The organism is Saccharopolyspora sp. (genome assembly GCF_017434145.1).
GTDB lineage: Bacteria > Actinomycetota > Actinomycetes > Mycobacteriales > Pseudonocardiaceae > Saccharopolyspora_C > Saccharopolyspora_C galaxeae.
Window position 1 is genome coordinate 1 of sequence record NZ_JAFRFW010000358.1, and the last position, 1,842, is coordinate 1,842.

Annotated in this window: 1 protein-coding gene; it reads right to left on the reverse strand. The window is 72.9% G+C overall.

The window, feature by feature from the left end:
* On the reverse strand, nt 1-1,842 hold a 1,842-nt coding region (locus IJH84_RS09785; protein ID WP_295143006.1), incomplete at both ends, for an acyltransferase domain-containing protein.

Sequence of the window (1,842 nt, forward strand, 5' to 3'; positions counted from 1 at the left end):
CGACCCCGCGCCCCCCCGCGGCGCGCAGCCCGCGGAACGCCGGGCCGTAGCCGAAACCGTCGGCGGCCAGCCGTTCGTAGTGCCCGTCGAGGGCCACCGGCTGCGCACCGGCGGGCGGCCACGCCGCGGCGAACTCGGCGGGGCTGTCCGCGTCCGAGCCGGTCAGCGCCCCGGTGGCGTGCTGGGTCCAGGGCAGCTCTTCGTCGCCTTCCGGCCGGGAGTACAGGCTCAGCGGCCGCCGCCCGGTCTCGTCCGGGCCGCCGAGCCAGACCTGCACCTGCACGCCGCCTTGCGCGGGCAGCACGAGCGGCGCGGCGAGCGTGAGTTCGTCGACCGCATCGCAGCCGACCTCGTCACCCGCGCGGATCGCCAGCTCGACGAACGCGGTGCCGGGCAGCAGCACCTCGCCGCGGATGGCGTGTTCGGCCAGCCACGGGTGGCTCTGCACCGACAGCCTGCCGGTGAGCAGCACGCCGTCCGAGTCGGCGAGGCTCACCGCGGCGGCCAGCAACGGGTGGTGCGCCGCGCCGAGTCCGGCGGAGCGGACGTCACCACTGCCGCTTCCCTTGGGCCAGAACCGGCGGCGCTGGAAGGCGTAGGTGGGCAGATCGACGCGCTGGGCGCCCGTTCCGGTGAAGAATTCGGCCCAGTTGAGCGGGATTCCGCGAGCGTGCAGCGCGCCGGTGGCGGCGGCGAACGTGTCGACCTCGTCGCGGCCGCCGCGCAGCAAGGACACCGCGACCGACTCGTCGGCCTCGGTGCGGCAGGCGGGGACGGCGGCGCAGAGCACGCCGTCCGGACCGAGTTCGAGGAAGGTGCGCACCCCGCGGTTTTCGAGCCGTCGCACGGCGTCGAGGAACCGGACGGGGCGGCGGACGTGCTCGACCCAGTACTCCGCCGAGGCGAGGTCGGCATCTCCTTCCACAGTGGAAACGATCGGGAGTTGCGCTTCCTGGTACGAGATTCCCTCGGCGACGCGGCGGAACTCGGCCATCATCGGTTCCATCAGGGGCGAGTGGAACGCGTGGCTCACTACCAGGCGTTTGACCTTGCGGCCCGCGTCCTCGAACCCGGCGGCGATCGCCGCTGCCTCGCCGGAATCACCGGACACCACAACGGATTCCGGTCCGTTCACCGCAGCGACCGACACCTGCTCGGTCAGCAACGGACGCACTTCGTCCTCGGTGGCCTGGATCGCGATCATCGTGCCACCGCGCGGCAACTCCTGCATCAACCGGCCGCGCGCGGCGACCAGCTTGCAGGCGTCGGCCAGCGAGAGCACACCGGCCACATGCGCCGCCGCGATCTCACCGATGGAATGCCCGGCGAGGGACTCCGGGCGCGCGCCCAGCGACTCGACGAGCCGGAACAGCGCCACTTCCAGTGCGAACAACGCGGGCTGCGCATAAGCCGTCTCGTCCAGCAGCGCGGCCTCGGCCGTGTCCGGCGCGGCGAACACCACGTCCCGCAACGGCCGGTCCAACTCACCGTCCAGCTGCGCGAAGACCTCGTCCAGAGCTTCGGCGAACACCGGGAACCGGCCGTAAAGATCCCGGCCCATGCCGATGCGCTGCGAGCCCTGCCCGGTGAACAGGAACGCGGCCTTCCCTTCGGAGCGAGCCACACCCCTGATCAAGCAGGCCGGATCCTCGTCCGCGGCGAGCGCGCGCAGCCCCTCGGTCACGTCCGCGGGCTCGGCCGCGGTCAGCACCGCGCGATGCTCCAGCGCCGCGCGCGAGGTGGTGGTCGACAACGCCACGTCCACCGGCGCGACCGCACCGGTCTCCACCAGCTCCAGCAGCCGGGATGCCTGCTCCCGCAACGCATCCCGGGTTCGCGCCG